This window comes from Sphingobacterium sp. BS-2 (genome assembly GCF_046161205.1).
In the GTDB taxonomy this organism is placed as follows: domain Bacteria; phylum Bacteroidota; class Bacteroidia; order Sphingobacteriales; family Sphingobacteriaceae; genus Sphingobacterium; species Sphingobacterium mizutaii.
In genome coordinates this window covers 267,060-283,221 of record NZ_JBIXGO010000018.1, presented here as the reverse complement: position 1 = coordinate 283,221, position 16,162 = coordinate 267,060, and the positions used below count along the sequence as shown (strand labels likewise).

Below are 16,162 nucleotides of genomic sequence, written 5' to 3'. Positions count from 1 at the left end.
TATTCACTTTTAGACTATTTAACTTATGGGATTTTTAAAAGAATTTAAAGAATTCGCTATGCGCGGCAGCGTGATTGACCTAGCTGTCGGTGTTGTTATCGGTGGTGCATTTGGAAAGATCGTGACCTCTTTGGTGGACGATATCATTATGCCCCCAATCGGATATCTCACTGGTGGTGTAGATTTCTCTGCCATGAAGTATGTGATCAAAGAAGGAAACGAAGCTGCAGGTGTGGCTGAAGTGGCCGTTACTTACGGTAACTTCATCAACGTGTTGATCCAGTTCCTGATCATCGCTTTCTGTATTTTCTTGGTGATCAAAGGGATCAATTCCTTGAAAAAAGAAGAACCAAAAGAACCAGAAGCAGCTCCAGCACCTACAAAAGAAGAAACTTTGCTTACTGAGATCCGCGATATTTTAAAAAATAAATAAGCATTAAATATATGCTCTAAAGCAAATTATGCAGGTTATTCGCCTAAATAATTTGCTTTTTTTTATTTATTAGATTTAGAGTGTTGCGTATGTGTGAAATAAACTTTATTTTTGCATTCCTCTTTTGAGGGATAATTTGATTAAAAGTATTAAAACAAGCATAAAAGCGTCATGAAGAGAACATTTCAACCTTCGCAAAGAAAAAGAAGAAATAAACACGGATTCAGAGAGCGTATGAGCTCTGCAAATGGTAGAAGAGTACTTGCTGCTCGTAGAGCAAAAGGAAGAAAACGCCTTTCAGTTTCTGACGAAAGCCGTCACAAAGGTTAATCTTGCGCTCGCCGGTGATATAGGGACCGCGCTGTTTTAGCCGGCTTTATGGTCATCGTGATGAAAAAATATACATTTAAAAAAGAAGAACGATTATGTAGCAAAAGGTCTATTGACGATCTTTTCCATAATGGTTCTTCTTTTGTTGTATATCCGTTCCGAGTGGTCTTCCTCAGCAAACCCGCCGATCCCGAACAGAAATTCCCCGCCCAGGTCATTACCTCCGTTCCCAAGAAACGCTTCAAAAGAGCGGTGGACCGGAACCATATCAAAAGACTTACCCGGGAAGGTTACAGACTCGAGAAAGGCAAACTCTATTCCTTTTTACAAGATCATTCCTTAAATTTGTTGTTGGCCATTCAATACGTCAGTAATGAAAAGCTACCTATGGATACGCTTCAGGGCAAGCTTGGTCAATTGATCGGTAAACTAGAACATGAAATATCTAAATCTAATTTGGGAAAAAGGGATTAAGTTGCCTCTAAAGTGGCTTTTTTTACTCATTATCAAGATTTACCAGCTATTTCTGTCCCCACTGTTAGGCGCTAGTTGCCGTTATTCCCCAACCTGTTCCCAATACGGCAAAGAAGCAATTCTTAAGCACGGACCCTTTAAGGGCGGTTGGCTAACTATTAAACGTATTGCCCGTTGCAATCCTTGGGGTGGTCATGGGCATGATCCAGTTCCTTAATTCAATATGTCAAATTCCTACATCCTTTCCATCGAAACTGCTACCAATCTTTGCTCAGTTTCCCTTTCCAATCATGGTCAAAATCTATTCAGTGTGGTCGGCAATGAACCTAATCTTCACGCGACCAAATTGACCGTTTTTATCCAGGAATTAATGGAAAAGGCTGGAATGTCCCTTGATCAGCTGTCCGCAGTAGCGGTTAGTATGGGTCCTGGGTCTTATACCGGATTGCGAATCGGCGTCTCTACTGCCAAAGGACTTTGTTACGCCTTAGATATCCCGCTTATCGCTAATAATACCTTAGAAGCCCTAAAAGATGGCTTTATCGCTAAAAATCCCCAGTCCAAGGATAAAGTCCTGTTGTTGCCCATGATTGATGCAAGGAGGAGAGAGGTGTACACGGCTATTTTCCATGCTGATGGAAGCCTGTATAAGGAAACCGAAGCCTTGATCATCGATGAGCACACTTTTGATGCCTACCTCAATGAGGGTTACCGGTTGATCCTCTTTGGCTCAGGTGCCGATAAATTTATCCCGACTTTTGAGCATAACGATAAGATCCAAGTAGTGGCTCAATTCGATTCCATTGCCAACTATCAAGATGAAGTTTCTTATAAGAAATTTGTGGGGCAAAAATTCGAAGATGTGGCTTATTTCGAGCCATTCTATCTGAAAGATTTTGTGGCTACCACGCCCAAGAAATCCCCTTTGCTATAACCATCTTTTCCGCTTGAACCAGATATAGATCATCAGGGAAACCAATACCATGACGATCCAGACTGCAGGGTAGCCAAATAGCCATTCCAGTTCGGGCATGTATTTAAAGTTCATGCCATATACCCCAACGATAAACGTCAATGGCATAAAGAACACGGAGATAATGGTCAGGATTCGCATAATCTCATTGGTATGGTTGGATTCTATGTTAAAGTAAACGGAAAGCAACTGAGCCGTATTTTCGCCAATATTCCGATAAAGGGTGTTGGTTCTTGAATAGATATCCCGCAAGTCCTGCGTATAGATGTTTTGGTATTCCGGCATATGGAAATAGTCCACAATATCCTTGTATAGCGTCAAGATAATCTTGATAAGGTCCACCTGTCTCTTCAGGTAATATAGCTTCATCAAGAAAGGCTTCCGCTTGCGGTGCAAAAACACGATCTCCTCATAATCATCCAGCTTCTCCGCCAGATCATTGATGACCAGGTTCTCAAATGTTTTCAGCGATTGGGAGACCAAGCTATTGACCAAACTCTTGCTGGACTTCAGTTTTTTGTTGGTCTTGTCCAATTCAATCAATTCATTCAGTAGGGGAATTTCATTTCTATGGACAGTAATAATGAAATCCTCATCATAAAAAACCGAAATACGAAGGGTAATATCCGCGAGGGTATCCGAATTTTCCGGAAAGGCATCCGCAATGGAACGCAGGATCAGGAAATGGTAATTTTCGAATTCCTCAATCTTTGGAAGATGGCCGATTTCAAGACAGTCTTTGATGGAAGCATCGTTCAGGTTGTACTTTGCCTTGAGTTCGGTAAAGTCCTCTAGCGTAGGGTCAAGGATCTCGTACCAATCGTAACCATTTTCTTCTTTTCGGATTATATGTCGTACCATGTATTGGGTTTAAAGATGAAATTTAGTGAGATTATAGCAAATTACAAATTCGAATTGTAAGGCCTAGCATTCTTTTCCTTGTTTTGCCGCGATTTAGAAAGCATAAAAAAAGCCCCGATCGATCGGGGCTTTTACATGATATCCTTTACTGCTTATTTTTTATCAGCAGCGCTTTTGTCTTTGTATTCCTTGTTTAGGGCATCCAAAACTTCGTTGGTGATGTCCATTTTAGGGTCAGCATACAATACCGCAGGGTTGGTTTTTGAGTAGGTCAAAACCAATTTGTATCCTTTACCTTCCGAGTGTTTCTTCAGATGGTCGGTAATGGTGGTGTATACTTTAGTGAATTCAGTCTGTTCTTCTTGTGCAATGGAAGTAGAAGCATTTTGGTCCATACGGCCCAGGTCATTTTGGTGTCTTACCAAACGTTCTTCCGTAGCTTGACGCTCCGAAGCACTCATAGTAGCTGCCTTTTGTTGGTATTCAGCCAGTTCACGTTGGTAAGCTTGTCCTTTCGCTTGTAGGTCGCTCTGTGCTTTTTTCACTTTAGCTTCCAATTTGGTGCGAACGTCTTTGAAATATTGGTATTTCTCAGATAAAGTATCCGAGTTTACATATGCGATTTTGTCAGTAGGGTCAGGTGTAGTAGCGGTAGTTGTCGCTGCAGAAGGTGATTTTTCAGCTTGGGTACTAGCCTGTTGATTACAAGATACGATTGCTGCAGTGGCAACAAGACCTAAGGTAATTTTTAATAGTTTATTCATTCTGTGTTTTATATTTCGATTTTCTTAATGACAAACCTAATATAAAAAATTCAATTATTCTAAAAACGCTGCTATTTCCTATGGAATTTAAATAGTGAAATTATGTTAATTTTGCTCGTTCACGTTGCCTTTTTTATTTGATTATTAGGGGAAAATTTCGTATTTTTGAAAGTTAATCAACAGTAATTTTAAAGGATTTTCATGAGCGAAGAAATTAAAAATGCATCTACGTATTCAGCGGATAATATCCAGGTATTAGAAGGATTAGAAGCTGTACGTAAGCGCCCTTCCATGTACATCGGTGATACAGGCGTAAAAGGCCTACATCACTTGGTTTATGAAGTAGTCGATAACTCTATCGATGAAGCTGTTGCCGGTTATTGTAACGACATTGTCGTAACCATTCTAAAATCTAACGGTATATCGGTTCGCGATAATGGTCGCGGTATTCCGACAGGAATCAATAAGAAAGAAAAGAAATCTGCTTTAGAGCTTGTAATGACTGTATTGCACGCCGGTGGTAAATTCGACAAAGATACCTACAAGGTGTCCGGAGGTTTGCACGGTGTGGGGGTATCCTGTGTGAATGCCCTTTCTATTCATTTACGCGCTGAAGTACATAGAGAGGGTAAAATCTTTGTCCAAGAATATGTACAAGGAAAGCCTCAGGATGATGTAAAAGAAATCGGTACCAGTGATGTCACCGGAACCATTGTTACATTTATCCCTGACTCGGAAATCTTTACTACTACCACCGTTTATAACTACGATACTTTAGCAAACCGTCTTAGAGAGCTTTCCTTCTTGAACAAAGGCATTAAGTTGACCTTGATCGATGAAAGGGAAATCTTGGATAACGGCGAGTTCAAGAAAAATGTATACTTATCTGAAGGTGGTCTTCAAGAATTCGTGAAATTCTTGGATGGAAACAGAACCGCTTTGATCCCTGAACCAATCTATGTGGAAGGTATCAAACAAGGGGTTCCTGTTGAGCTTGCCCTTCAATACAACGATACTTACTCCGAGAATGTACATTCTTACGTAAATAACATCAATACCATCGAAGGTGGTTCTCACGTTGCTGGTTTCCGTAGAGGATTGACCCGTACCTTGAAGAAATACGCTGACGATTCTGGTCTATTGAAAAACCTAAAAGTAGAGATCACAGGTGATGACTTCCGCGAAGGATTGACTGCGGTAATCTCTGTTAAAGTTGCAGAACCTCAGTTCGAGGGTCAGACGAAAACCAAATTAGGAAACTCGGAAGTAATGGGTGCCGTAGATGTTGCCGTAGGCGAGATCTTGAGCTCTTATTTGGAAGAGAACCCGAAAGAGGCTAAGCAAATCGTTCAAAAGGTTGTGATCGCTGCCCAAGCGCGTGCTGCTGCTCGTAAGGCTAGGGAATTGGTTCAACGTAAAACCGTAATGGGCGGTTCTGGTCTTCCTGGAAAACTGGCTGACTGTTCGGATAGAGACCCTGAAAGATGTGAGATCTTCTTCGTCGAGGGGGATTCAGCGGGTGGAACAGCTAAACAAGGCCGTGACCGTGCTACGCAGGCCATCATGCCTTTGCGTGGTAAGATCCTGAACGTGGAAAAAGCCATGGAACATAAGATCTACGAAAATGAAGAGATCAAGAATATGTTTACCGCTTTAGGGGTGTCGATCGGTACTGCCGAAGATTCCAAAGCGCTGAACATCGATAAACTTCGCTATCACAAGATCATCATCATGACGGATGCCGACGTCGATGGTTCGCACATTGCAACCTTGTTGTTGACCTTCTATTTCCGTTACATGAAAGAATTGATTGAACGTGGTTATGTCTATATCGCTACGCCACCATTATATTTGGTGAAGAAAGGTAAAGACTTTGAATATGCATGGACCGAAGATCAACGTTTGGCAGCAATCCAACGTCTGAAAGGTGCAGGAAAAGAAGATAGCGTACATGTTCAACGTTATAAAGGTCTTGGAGAGATGAACGCTGAGCAATTATGGGAAACCACCATGGATCCTGAAAGACGCACGCTTCGCCAAGTAACCATTGAAAACGCTGCAGAATGTGACCGTATCTTCTCTATGTTGATGGGTGATGAAGTTGCTCCTCGTAGAGAGTTTATCGAAGCGAATGCACGTTACGCAAAAATTGATATCTAAGAATAGATCAAAATATAAGTTTCACAGATTAATGGTGGTCGAGATTATTTTCGACCACCTTTATTTTTTCTTAACATGAAAACTGATGTGATTTATTTCCCGATTATGGTCTTAGTTTTATTCGGGCCATATTCGGAATTTTCGCAATATGTCTCGAACATGCCTCGAATAAGACTAAGCTAAAACCCTGCATCATTTTTCGAATTTTTGATCTTTCATCCTTGCTAATCCCCTTGTATTTATCGCTATAGGCTCGTCCTCCCTTTAAAAATTCTTTACCAAAATTTATTATACAGCACCGTACCCTTAGTCATATTATAAAACTCAAATGATGCCCAGTTAACAATGTGCTCCGATATTTAGCTTGAAAGCCCAAGTATGGATTTTTATTGCTTTTTTGAATGTACAGTGTTTTTCCAAGTTTGTTTTTTCTTTTCGTCCTATACCTTATTCCTTTATCTGTATACTCCCAAAATGAAACTGAAGCCGAGGAAATAATGGTCAACAATATTCAGGATGAAAGTGAAGTGCCTACAGAATTATCCGATTATGCAGAAACCTTATCCTACTACCTAAAGCGACCCATAGATTTGAATAAGGCTACCGCAGAAGACCTGCATCAATTATTTTTCCTTACCCCAGTTCAGGTGCAGCAGATCTTAAGGCATCGGGAGAAAGCTGGACCCTTTATCTCCACATTAGAACTTCAGGTTATTCCCAGTATCAATCTGGAAGTACTGGAACAATTGCTTCCTTTTGTCAAGGTCAATGAAAATCTACTGGATGGAGAGGGTGATTTAAGGGGATTGGTCAAGAAAGCTAATGGATCTTGGATGATGACCTATAGCCGAGGATTACAGGTGCCTAGGGGTTATGAGATCGCGGATCCCAAAAGGTCAAGGTATTTGGGCACTCCCGATAAGATTATCAACCGTATCCGTTGGAATGCCCGTCAGAAACTCAAGATTAGCCTCAATATGAAAAAGGATGCCGGCGAACCTTTTCTTGTTTACCAAAAAAGGATGGGTTTCGATTATTATTCAGGCTCCGTTCTCATCAATAAGATCGGTCCCTTTGAAAAGCTTATTGTTGGCGACTACCTTTTGCAGTTTGGCCAAGGCCTGTCCTTATGGAATGGAGCAGTGTTGGGCAGATCTGCTTCCGTGGCAAATATCATGCAGAAGGGTTTTGGAATTAGACCCCATACTGGATTGATGGAAAGTAAATTTATGCGGGGCATAGCCGTACAGGTCAAAAGAAAGGCATTTGAGTTTACGCCATTTTTTTCATTCAATAAACTTTCAGCCAGCCTAAATACTGATGGCGCTTATCCTTTTGTCAGTAGCATCAATTATTCTGGTTTACATCGAACGCCAAGCGAATTGAACAACCGAAAAAGGCTGCATCAAATGGTTTATGGGCTCCAATTAGGTTATATGGCTTCCCGCCTAAAAATTGGTGCTAACCTATTGCATACCCAATTTGACTTACCCCTTAAGCTCAATACCCGACCATACAGTCAGCACAGATTTGAAGGTCAATACTTACAGAATGTTTCGGCCTATTATCAATATTACCTGTACAATATCTTGATGTTTGGGGAGTCAGCGCATTCCATCGGGACGGGTTGGGCGCATAATCATGGATTGATCGGGGCACTGGGCAGGAAGTTTTCCATATCCATTTCTTATAGAAATTATGCAAAAGATTACCATGCATTTTTTGCCCAGTCTTTTCAGGCACAATCCAATTTAGCCAATGAAGAGGGCCTCAATCTAGGATTTACATTCCATCCAACTCGAAAAACAGAATGGATGAATGGATTGGACTATGTGAAATTTCCGTGGATGAAATACCGCACTAAATTACCCTCATATTCCTTTTTGGGAAGGACCCAATTGAGTTATATCTGGTATAGAAAAGGGCACTTGAGATTACGTTATCAATATAAATTCTATCAGGAAAACTTCAATGCCGATCAGAAAGAATTCAAAGGTATCGCGGATGTGTCTAGGCAACAATTGAGGTTGATTTTCCTCTATAAGCTCAATAATTCCTTGCAGATTGGAAATCAAGTGGAAGTCAAGGAATTCCATAAAACGAATTTTGGTAAGCAGCATGCTATCATGGTTTATCAGGATTTGATCTGGAATCGACCCAAATGGAAAATTGGCGGGAATCTTCGCTTGGCCTATTTTAGTTCGGATTCCTATGAGGCCAGATTGTTTGCTTATGAAAGGGATGTGTTATATGGTTTTTCCTTTCCATCTTATTTCCGGAAAGGTTTTCGGACCTATTTGAACCAGAAGTTGAGACCTATTAAAGGAATTGATATTTGGCTAAGATATGCCTTGACACATTATTTTGCTGATGATAAGTTAGGCTCTGGACTGGATGAGATTGCAGGGAATAATAAATCAGATATCAAGGTACAAATCCGATATTCTTGGTAAGCATGGAATTTCGGGATTTGAAGTTAGAGCAGGTTCCATTCTTTCGGATATTTCTTTTCTTTACCCTTGGCATTTTAGTTTCCTTTCACGTTACTTGGGATTATGCCTATTTCCAAGGCCTGGCCCTATTGATCCTAATCCTTTTCTTTCTTCTGGTCATTTATTGCTGGATTAAAAAGCCTAAGAAACTCCATTTGCTGAGCTATGCTTTGTTGTTTCTGCTGGGGATGTTCAGCCTTGCGCTAAAAATGCCCAAAGAAAAAATGGATTTAAGCCATGAGCTAATCTATTCTGGAAAATTACTGGATGAACCCATTAGAAAAGGCCAGGTTTTACGATGTCGGATTGAACTGGAATTCCAACATCAAGCTGCTGGCTCAATTGCGTATAGTACCCGCCTTATGGCTACTATTTGGGATCAAGATTCCGTCCTTACTGATTTACACAAAGGGGATATCATTGGGTTTAAAGCCAAGGTCAAGGAGCTGGACCCTGCTTTTAATCCTGGTCAATTTGACTATTCATCCTATTTGAAAGGGAAAGGGATATTCTATCAGGTATTCATTCCAAGCGAACAAGTATTGCTGCTTAGAAAAGGAAAGATGAATGGATTTGAAAGCTGGGTTTTGCAATTCCAGGAAAGGCTACAGATTAATTTCAGGAAATTCATAAGGGATCCTTCAGCTTTTCAGATTGCCAGTGCCATCACCTTTGGGTATCGTACAGATATGTCTGATGAATTGTTGGAAGTCTTCTCTAACACCGGAACCATTCATGTGCTGAGTGTATCAGGGATGCATGTAGGCTTGATGTTTTTTCTTTTGAATATGATCCTAAAACCAATAGATCGATTTCAGCAGGGCAGGAAGGCCAGATATATTTTTACCCTTTGCATGATATGGTTTTATGCTCTTATCTGTGGTTTTGTGCCAGCCGTATTGCGGGCCACCTTAATGTTTAGCTTGTTTTTGATTGGGCATTGGCGCAGTCGGGTAATTTTTTCCTTAAATACGGTCTTTTCCTCCGCATTTCTTCTGTTGCTGTTTGATCCCTTTATGCTTTTTGATATAGGTTTTCAGTTATCCTATCTTGCGGTTATTGGCATTCTACTGTTTATTCCTATCCTTCAACATTTGTATTATTCAACCAATAATGGGGTCAATAAGCTTTTGGATCTACTTTACATTTCTATTGCTGCACAATTGATGACTACAGCTTTAGCAATTTTCTATTTCAACCAGTTCCCGACTTTCTTTTTGCTATCCAATTTATTGATCAGCTTGCCTTCCACTATCATCCTATATGCTGGCTTAGCATTAGTCGTATTTCCGATGGATGGAATAGGTGAGTTTTTTGGAGAGCTATTGAATCAATGCATTTTGTTTTCCTATCAGATGCTTAAGTATATGGACTCCATTCCGTTTTCTAGTATACATGGAATCATAATAGATGCTTCCATTACCGTACTTTCCTACATAAGCCTAATCTTTCTCTTTATAGCTTTTCAGAAGCAGGCTAAAGTTTTTATCTATTCTGCGATTTTGTCTTTTGTTGTGCTCTTTTCCATGGTCCTTAAGACCCAGCTGGAGCATCGATCATTTGAAGGCCTAAAAATATATAATACCCGAAAAGAACTGTGTCTTGCCTATATCAGGCAAGGGAATGTGCATTTGATCAGTACCTGTGATTCGCTCCAGCATAAAAGCCTTACGTCTTCTGTGTTTCCAGATTTAAAGAAATATGTCGATAGCAAAGATGTACAGTTCGATAGATTGCATCCTAAAAATGAAAATCAATTGCTACATATCACTGATGATCTGGATCTATATATTCAGAATTCCAGTGTTCAGGATCATCGCTCATCTAAAGTTTTACTGCTCAGGAACAATGCTCGGTTACCCAAGGAATTGCAAGCCTCCATAACCATTTTGGATGGGTCCAATTCAGATCAGCATATTGAAAAGTCGGTTGCAGAATTAAAAAGGGTAAACAGGGCTTATTACATATTGAAGGATAATTTTGCGTATGTTTGGGAGAGTAATCACGATGGAAAAAACTAGCTTATCCATATTAAAAGAGTATTGGGGATATGATAAATTTCGCCCTTTGCAGGAGGAAATTATCCATGAGATCCTCTTGGGAAATGACACCTTGGCATTGATGCCAACAGGTGGGGGAAAATCCATTTGTTTCCAGGTTCCTGCCATGCTCCAAGAAGGGATTTGCATCGTGATCAGTCCATTGATTGCCTTGATGAAAGACCAAGTCGAAAACCTCAGGAAGAGGAATATTTCGGCAATTGCTATTTATTCAGGCATGTCGCACCGAGAAGTGGACATTGCTTTGGACAATTGTATTTTCGGCAATATCAAATTCCTCTATTTGGCTCCCGAACGGCTATACAATGATATGGTTCAGGAAAGGATCCGCCACATGAAAGTGAATCTTTTTGCCATTGATGAAGCGCATTGTATTTCACAATGGGGCTATGATTTTCGACCTTCCTATTTGGAGCTGATCAAACTACGGGAATTACAGCCCAAAGTTCCAATCCTTGCCTTGACTGCTACTGCTACCCCTAAAGTGGTAGAAGATATCCAAGAGAAGTTGGGCTTTGCTAAGCCAAATGTACTATCCAAGAGTTTCCGAAGGGAAAACCTGGGCTATATGGTTTTCAAGGAAGACAATAAGATGGGTCGGATGTTGAAGATTATTTCGAAGATCGGAGGAACGGGAATAGTCTATGTAAGAAACCGTCGGGAAACCCAAGAGGTGGCTCGCTATCTGTTGAACCATGGCATACCGGCCGATTTCTATCATGCAGGTTTGGATATGCAAAGCCGTTCCAAAAAACAGGATGCATGGACCAGTAACCAAGTTCGCGTTATTGTGGCCACCAATGCCTTTGGGATGGGAATAGATAAACCTGATGTACGTTTCGTCATTCACTTGGACATTCCTGATTCGCTAGAGGCCTATTATCAAGAAGCTGGAAGGGCCGGTAGAGATGGAAAAAAAGCCTATCCAGTCTTATTGTATCAGCAGGCCGATCGCAATGAACTCTGGGAAAATATAGACCTGAGCTTTCCGGATTTTCAATATATACAACAGGTCTACCATCATCTCTGTAATTACTTTCAGATCGCTTATGGTGCTGGAAAAGGCTTGACCTATGATTTCGACGTGGTCGATTTTGCGAAGAAATATAAATTGGAGGTGGTCAAGACCCTGAGTTCCCTGAAGTTCTTGGAAAGGGATAAATGGTTGTCATTGAGTGAAGCGGTCTATATTCCGGCAAGGATTAAATTCGAGGTGGATTTTCAGGAACTTTATAAATTCCAGGTACAGAGTGCTGCCTATGACCCATTGATCAAAGCCATTTTGAGGATTTATGGCGGTGTTTTTGACTATTATGTCCCGATCAATGAATTTGAACTTGCCAAGAAACTGAGCAAGCCCTATGAAGAGATTGTGCGGATGATGCGGTACCTGCAACAGCAGGAATTGATGACCTATGTGGCCAAGACGGATTCCCCACAGCTCCAATTTTTGCAACCCCGGGTAGATTATAAGAACCTCTACATTGATACTGCGTTTATTGCCGAAAGAAAACTGATCAAAGAAGATCAGGTAAAGGCCATCTATCATTACCTGGATGCCAAGGATTGCCGTAGTTTGAGTTTGCAGCATTATTTTGGGGAAGAAGCCAAGGAACCTTGTGGTGTATGCGATCTTTGTGTGGTTCGTGAGCATAAATCTGGTTTGGCAGAATCCATTGAAAAGAAGATTCAATTCCTTTTACTGGCAAAGCCCATGGTGCTACATGATCTGATCGAGGCAATAGAAATAGGCAAAGATGAGGACCGCCTCAAAGTCCTCCGAAAGCTGCTTGATTCTGATGAAGTGAAATTGGAAAACGAGCTGTATAGTTGGAATGCCCTCTGATCCGTCTCCTTAAAAAAAGCCGATCCTAAGTAATTGTTCTTCCAAGGTTTATCGATTGAGTACGAAATCAAACAAGTTTTTGTACGCTTGTATATTGATAAAAAAATGTGTTATCTTTAATACTAACCAAATAAACTTTGTATGGAACAATTTATCATCTATTTACCAGCAGCACTCGCTGTATTGGGTCTGTTATTTATGTTTGTCAAAGCAGGATGGGTTGGTAAGCAAGATGCTGGCGACGGCAAGATGCAAACCATTTCCAAGAGTATCCAAGAGGGGGCGATGGCTTTCCTGAAGGCGGAATACCGAATCCTGTTAATTTTTGTTGTGATCGCATCGATTGCACTTTTCATCGTATCTACTTTGGTAGAGACTTCCCATTGGATTATCGTTGTTGCTTTTATCTGTGGTGCCTTTTTCTCGGCTTTGGCAGGGAACATCGGGATGCGGATAGCGACGCGGGCAAATGTCAGAACAACCCAAGCAGCCAGAACCAGTCTACCACAAGCCCTAAAGGTTTCCTTTTCTGGAGGTACCGTTATGGGATTAGGCGTAGCCGGATTGGCGGTATTGGGATTGAGCATTTTCTTTCTATTGTTCCTTAAGATGTTTTTGACCGAAGGCGGAAATTTCTATATGGAGATGACCGTTGTTTTGGAGGCCCTGGCAGGTTTTTCCTTAGGTGCGGAATCCATTGCCCTATTTGCTAGGGTAGGTGGTGGTATCTATACCAAAGCAGCTGACGTTGGAGCGGATTTAGTAGGTAAGGTAGAAGCTGGGATTCCAGAGGATGATCCTCGTAATCCGGCGACCATTGCCGATAACGTTGGGGATAATGTGGGTGATGTTGCTGGGATGGGGGCCGATCTATTTGGATCTTATGTGGCAACCGTATTGGCTTCGATGGTGCTGGGTAACTATATCATCAAGGACATGTCGGAAGTAAATGGGTCGCAGTTCACGGATGCTTTTAATGGCATGGGACCGATCTTGCTGCCTATCGTGATTGCTGGTGTAGGTATTTTAGCCTCTATCATCGGTACTTTCTTGGTTAAGGTTTCATCAAATGATGCCCGTGAAAACCAAGTGCAGAAGGCCTTGAATATGGGTAACTGGGCATCGATCCTATTGACGGTGGTTGCTTGTTTCTTTTTGATCCAGTATATGTTGCCAGAGGTTATCCAGATGAAGTTTTTTGGTGAAGGCTATCAGGATGTCCCTAGAATGAATATTTTCTATTCAACCATTGTTGGTTTAGCGGTTGGAGGTTTGATTTCATCTTTTACGGAATACTATACCGGTTTGGGTAAGAAACCAGTTTTGAATATTGTACAGAATTCTTCTACCGGTGCGGCGACCAATATTATTGCCGGTTTAGCGACCGGTATGAAATCTACAGCCTCTTCGGTCATCCTATTTGCTTTGGCAATCTGGGGTTCATACGAACTGGCAGGTTTCTATGGCGTTGCTATTGCGGCTTCAGCCATGATGGCAACTACGGCGATGCAATTAGCAATCGATGCCTTTGGGCCAATTGCCGATAATGCGGGCGGTATTGCGGAAATGAGCGAATTGCCAAAAGAGGTGCGTCAGCGTACGGATGTTTTGGATTCGGTAGGTAATACTACAGCTGCGGTAGGAAAGGGTTTTGCCATTGCTTCAGCAGCATTGACCGCACTCGCTTTATTTGCAGCTTATGTGACCTTTACCGGAATCGATGGTATCAATATTTTCAAAGCCGATGTATTGGCAGCCTTGTTTATTGGTGGTATGATCCCAGTTGTATTCTCAGCTTTGGCAATGCAGTCGGTAGGTAAAGCCGCCATGGATATGGTGAACGAAGTGAGAAGGCAATTCCGTGAAATTCCAGGCATCTTAGAAGGAACTGGAAAACCTGATTATGGAAGATGTGTGGATATTTCCACCAAAGCCGCATTGCGCGAAATGATGTTGCCGGGTGCCATTACCATTATCACGCCAATCATTGTTGGGTTTGTGATGGGTGCAGAGGCATTAGGAGCGTATATGGCGGGAGTTGCAGTTTCAGGAGTCATGTGGGCGATCTTCCAAAACAATGCCGGTGGAGCTTGGGATAATGCCAAGAAATCCTTTGAAGCAGGTGTTATGATCAATGGTGAGATGACCTTTAAAGGTTCTGATGCGCATAAAGCAGCTGTAACCGGTGATACCGTTGGTGATCCATTCAAAGATACTTCTGGTCCTTCCATGAATATCTTGATTAAATTAACTTGTCTGGTAGGGTTGGTCATTGCTCCAATCTTGGGCGGCCATCACCTGGCAGAAAATGCAAAGAAGGATAAGGTAGAGAATAAAGAAAAAGTGGTTATGGTTGATCATAAACCGATAATCACAAAAAATAAATAAGCATTAAACCTTTCTAAAATAAAAGCCCTCTGTCAAGCAAATTGCGACAGAGGGCTTTCTTTTTTTGAATAACGTGATTCGTTAAGCTGCTAGGAATAATTGGTTTTCTTGCTGTTCATACTATTTTAAAGAAGAAAGTATATCCAATTAATGCCCTCAAGATATTCAACAGGAAATTGATTACTGATCTATGTCTGGTATTATGTAAAAATGTCTCAAAACAAGAATTATTAAAGGACATAATGTCGTCTAAAAATTCTAAAAAAGGAGATCAAGCGATATTAAATGAATCCAGTAGCCTTGTTAACAAGGCTAAATCTGACCCGAAAATAAAAGCTATAGCAATTAATTTTAGGAGGTAAGATTTTAGTTCTTACTAGTTTAATCTTCATATTCAATTCAAGACAAACTTCAATCACCTTTCATTCGCATTATTTTTATGGTTTCAGGTAGTAAGGCTTTTGTCCCTGGCGGAAAATTCGATAACAAAATAATTTTCAAAAAAATAATATTGACAAGTGATTGTTAAATTTGGGTTATTCGTCTGTAAATAAAGTAATGAAACATCATTAAATTTATAATCAATAAAACTTGTTTTATCAAAAGTTATTGAATTTTCTTTTTGAATAACATTTCCATTCGATATTATTTGTAAATCTGTTGAATGTACTTTTAGTTTATCAATATTTTTGTATTTGTAGTTTAACTGGGTTCCTGGAAAAACATTTAGCACTTTGTTAAGTCCAGTTAAAGTGCTAGGATTCCCCTTATTGGATTTAATTTCATTAACTTTTAGAGGAAATTTAAAAATTAAATGTTGTTCATTTTTTAAACTATATTTTACAATTTTTTCTGAATTTTTTAATTCTTCAAAATTGAAATCTTCAATTATTCCGGTATCCTTTGGCAACAAATTGTATAAAAGAGTATCATTTTCCAAGGTATTAATATTATTTGTAATGTATTTAGAATAATTTTTAGAATCATTTATTAAAATAAATGAATTTATGACAAAATATAAGCCATAAATAAATATAATACCTGTAATAATTTTTAAAACAATTGAATATGATTTGTTTCTTTTCTTTTCTTTCACAATTTGATAATTTAATAGTTGTTTTTTAGAAATAATTATCTCAGTTTAACATTTATCCCTAGTTTGTTGATGTCGTATAATATAATATAATTGATTGGGCTTTCAATTTATCGACAACCAACTAAAAAGGGGGGGCATCATCAATTATTCCTGCTGCTGATACTTGATATGTTAAGAATGCGCCGCCCAATAACATTAAAATTGTATCTCCTCCTGGCTAAAAGTTAAATATAATTTAATTTTCAGATATGAAATATTGAAATTATTATTCGAATTTGAATAATG

13 protein-coding genes are annotated in these 16,162 nt (G+C 40.1%); 10 read left to right on the top strand and 3 right to left on the bottom strand.

The features are described 5' to 3' along the window. The first annotated feature begins 25 nt into the window (after positions 1-25). From mscL to tsaB, 5 genes are all read left to right on the top strand, one after another. Positions 26-433 carry a large-conductance mechanosensitive channel protein MscL gene (gene mscL / locus ACK2WI_RS11470; protein WP_093098372.1) on the top strand — a complete coding sequence of 136 codons (408 nt, stop codon included), beginning with the start codon at positions 26-28 and terminating at the stop codon, positions 431-433. 171 nt (positions 434-604) lie between these two features. After that, complete coding sequence (rpmH, locus tag ACK2WI_RS11465; RefSeq protein ID WP_093098370.1) at positions 605-763, top strand: 50S ribosomal protein L34; 159 nt, start codon at positions 605-607, stop codon at positions 761-763. A gap of 60 nt (positions 764-823) precedes the next feature. After that, positions 824-1,237 carry a ribonuclease P protein component gene (locus ACK2WI_RS11460; protein WP_093098510.1) on the top strand — a complete coding sequence of 138 codons (414 nt, stop codon included), beginning with the start codon at positions 824-826 and terminating at the stop codon, positions 1,235-1,237. Further along, positions 1,200-1,454 (top strand): membrane protein insertion efficiency factor YidD, encoded by a 255-nt coding sequence (yidD, locus tag ACK2WI_RS11455; RefSeq protein ID WP_093098368.1) that lies wholly within the window; start codon positions 1,200-1,202, stop codon positions 1,452-1,454. Before ACK2WI_RS11460 ends, yidD begins: the two co-directional genes overlap by 38 nt. A 6-nt stretch (positions 1,455-1,460) precedes the next feature. Beyond that, positions 1,461-2,171: a tRNA (adenosine(37)-N6)-threonylcarbamoyltransferase complex dimerization subunit type 1 TsaB gene (tsaB, locus tag ACK2WI_RS11450; RefSeq protein WP_093098366.1), complete on the top strand. Its 711-nt coding sequence runs from the start codon at positions 1,461-1,463 to the stop codon at positions 2,169-2,171. On the opposite strand, the gene ACK2WI_RS11445 is transcribed toward tsaB, so the two are convergent. Further along, complete coding sequence (locus tag ACK2WI_RS11445; RefSeq protein ID WP_312696520.1) at positions 2,166-3,071, bottom strand: CorA family divalent cation transporter; 906 nt, start codon at positions 3,069-3,071, stop codon at positions 2,166-2,168. The genes tsaB and ACK2WI_RS11445 overlap by 6 nt on opposite strands. Before the next feature lie 152 nt (positions 3,072-3,223). After that, positions 3,224-3,835: an OmpH family outer membrane protein gene (locus ACK2WI_RS11440; protein WP_093098363.1), complete on the bottom strand. Its 612-nt coding sequence runs from the start codon at positions 3,833-3,835 to the stop codon at positions 3,224-3,226. A gap of 201 nt (positions 3,836-4,036) precedes the next feature. Here ACK2WI_RS11440 and gyrB point away from each other — a divergent pair, with 201 nt between their 5' ends. The 5 genes from gyrB to ACK2WI_RS11415 all read left to right on the top strand — a co-directional run bounded on the left by gyrB (position 4,037) and on the right by ACK2WI_RS11415 (position 14,781). After that, positions 4,037-5,995, top strand: coding sequence for a DNA topoisomerase (ATP-hydrolyzing) subunit B (gene gyrB / locus ACK2WI_RS11435; protein ID WP_093098362.1), 1,959 nt, complete (start codon positions 4,037-4,039; stop codon positions 5,993-5,995). 401 nt (positions 5,996-6,396) lie between these two features. Further along, positions 6,397-8,448 (top strand): ComEA family DNA-binding protein, encoded by a 2,052-nt coding sequence (locus tag ACK2WI_RS11430; protein WP_409150894.1) that lies wholly within the window; start codon positions 6,397-6,399, stop codon positions 8,446-8,448. Positions 8,449-8,450: 2 nt separating this feature from the next. Further along, positions 8,451-10,508 carry a ComEC/Rec2 family competence protein gene (locus ACK2WI_RS11425; protein ID WP_409150892.1) on the top strand — a complete coding sequence of 686 codons (2,058 nt, stop codon included), beginning with the start codon at positions 8,451-8,453 and terminating at the stop codon, positions 10,506-10,508. Beyond that, positions 10,495-12,393 carry an ATP-dependent DNA helicase RecQ gene (locus ACK2WI_RS11420; protein WP_409150890.1) on the top strand — a complete coding sequence of 633 codons (1,899 nt, stop codon included), beginning with the start codon at positions 10,495-10,497 and terminating at the stop codon, positions 12,391-12,393. The genes ACK2WI_RS11425 and ACK2WI_RS11420 overlap by 14 nt, the downstream gene beginning before the upstream one ends. A 141-nt stretch (positions 12,394-12,534) precedes the next feature. Beyond that, positions 12,535-14,781: a sodium-translocating pyrophosphatase gene (locus tag ACK2WI_RS11415; RefSeq protein WP_409150888.1), complete on the top strand. Its 2,247-nt coding sequence runs from the start codon at positions 12,535-12,537 to the stop codon at positions 14,779-14,781. A 445-nt stretch (positions 14,782-15,226) separates the two neighbouring features. Here ACK2WI_RS11415 and ACK2WI_RS11410 read toward each other — a convergent pair whose 3' ends face one another. Then, on the bottom strand, positions 15,227-15,877 hold the full coding sequence (locus tag ACK2WI_RS11410) for a hypothetical protein (RefSeq protein WP_409150886.1): 651 nt from the start codon (positions 15,875-15,877) through the stop codon (positions 15,227-15,229). Positions 15,878-16,162: the final 285 nt, after the last annotated feature.

Coding starts and splice junctions, on each gene's coding strand:
- mscL (WP_093098372.1), top strand. CDS start 26: ATGGGATTTTTAAAAGAATTTAAAGAATTCGCTATGCGCGGCAGCGTG.
- rpmH (WP_093098370.1), top strand. CDS start 605: ATGAAGAGAACATTTCAACCTTCGCAAAGAAAAAGAAGAAATAAACAC.
- ACK2WI_RS11460 (WP_093098510.1), top strand. CDS start 824: ATGAAAAAATATACATTTAAAAAAGAAGAACGATTATGTAGCAAAAGG.
- yidD (WP_093098368.1), top strand. CDS start 1,200: ATGAAATATCTAAATCTAATTTGGGAAAAAGGGATTAAGTTGCCTCTA.
- tsaB (WP_093098366.1), top strand. CDS start 1,461: ATGTCAAATTCCTACATCCTTTCCATCGAAACTGCTACCAATCTTTGC.
- ACK2WI_RS11445 (WP_312696520.1), bottom strand. CDS start 3,071: ATGGTACGACATATAATCCGAAAAGAAGAAAATGGTTACGATTGGTAC.
- ACK2WI_RS11440 (WP_093098363.1), bottom strand. CDS start 3,835: ATGAATAAACTATTAAAAATTACCTTAGGTCTTGTTGCCACTGCAGCA.
- gyrB (WP_093098362.1), top strand. CDS start 4,037: ATGAGCGAAGAAATTAAAAATGCATCTACGTATTCAGCGGATAATATC.
- ACK2WI_RS11430 (WP_409150894.1), top strand. CDS start 6,397: ATGTACAGTGTTTTTCCAAGTTTGTTTTTTCTTTTCGTCCTATACCTT.
- ACK2WI_RS11425 (WP_409150892.1), top strand. CDS start 8,451: ATGGAATTTCGGGATTTGAAGTTAGAGCAGGTTCCATTCTTTCGGATA.
- ACK2WI_RS11420 (WP_409150890.1), top strand. CDS start 10,495: ATGGAAAAAACTAGCTTATCCATATTAAAAGAGTATTGGGGATATGAT.
- ACK2WI_RS11415 (WP_409150888.1), top strand. CDS start 12,535: ATGGAACAATTTATCATCTATTTACCAGCAGCACTCGCTGTATTGGGT.